Source organism: Oscillibacter sp. UBA6647 (assembly GCA_002455655.1).
Lineage (GTDB): Bacteria > Bacillota > Clostridia > Oscillospirales > Oscillospiraceae > Oscillibacter.
Map to the genome: position 1 here is coordinate 9,984 of DKLF01000133.1, position 566 is coordinate 10,549.

Sequence of the window (566 nt, forward strand, 5' to 3'; positions counted from 1 at the left end):
TGATTGACAGCGGCGGAGACAAGGACACGGGCCGCAAAATCCAAAAAATTCTGGAATCACAGGGCTGGACGCTGGGGTGTATCCTCAATACCCACGCAAACGCCGATCATAACGGCGGCAACAACTTGCTGCAAGCCCGGCTGGGCGTTTCCGCCTATGCGCCGGGAATTGACGCGGCCATTACCACGTATCCGATTCTGGAGCCGTCGTTTTTATATGGAGGATATCCCTGCAAGGAACTCCGCAACAAGTTTTTGTTGGCCCAACCCAGTGACTGCCGGACCCTGACGGCGGAAACTCTGCCGGAGGGGCTGAAAATGCTTCCTTTGCCCGGCCATTTTTTTGACATGTGCGGCTTTCAGACGGAGGACGGCGTGTGGTTTCTGGCGGACTGTCTCTTCGGCGCCAACATTTTGGAAAAGTACCACGTCAATTTCATCTATGATGTGGCGGGCTATCTTCAAACACTTGATTTGCTGGGGACGCTGGAAGGCAGTCTCTTTATCCCCGCTCATGCCGAGCCTGCGGAGGATATCCGCCCTCTGGCAGAGTTGAACCGGGCCAAG

The 566-nt window shown here is 55.5% G+C and carries 1 protein-coding gene; it reads left to right on the plus strand.

Features of this window, described 5'->3' with window-relative positions; translation table 11 throughout:
- Positions 1-566, plus strand: a 566-nt coding sequence (locus B2W96_RS09800) for an MBL fold metallo-hydrolase (protein ID WP_293010110.1), incomplete at both ends; no start/stop codon positions are given.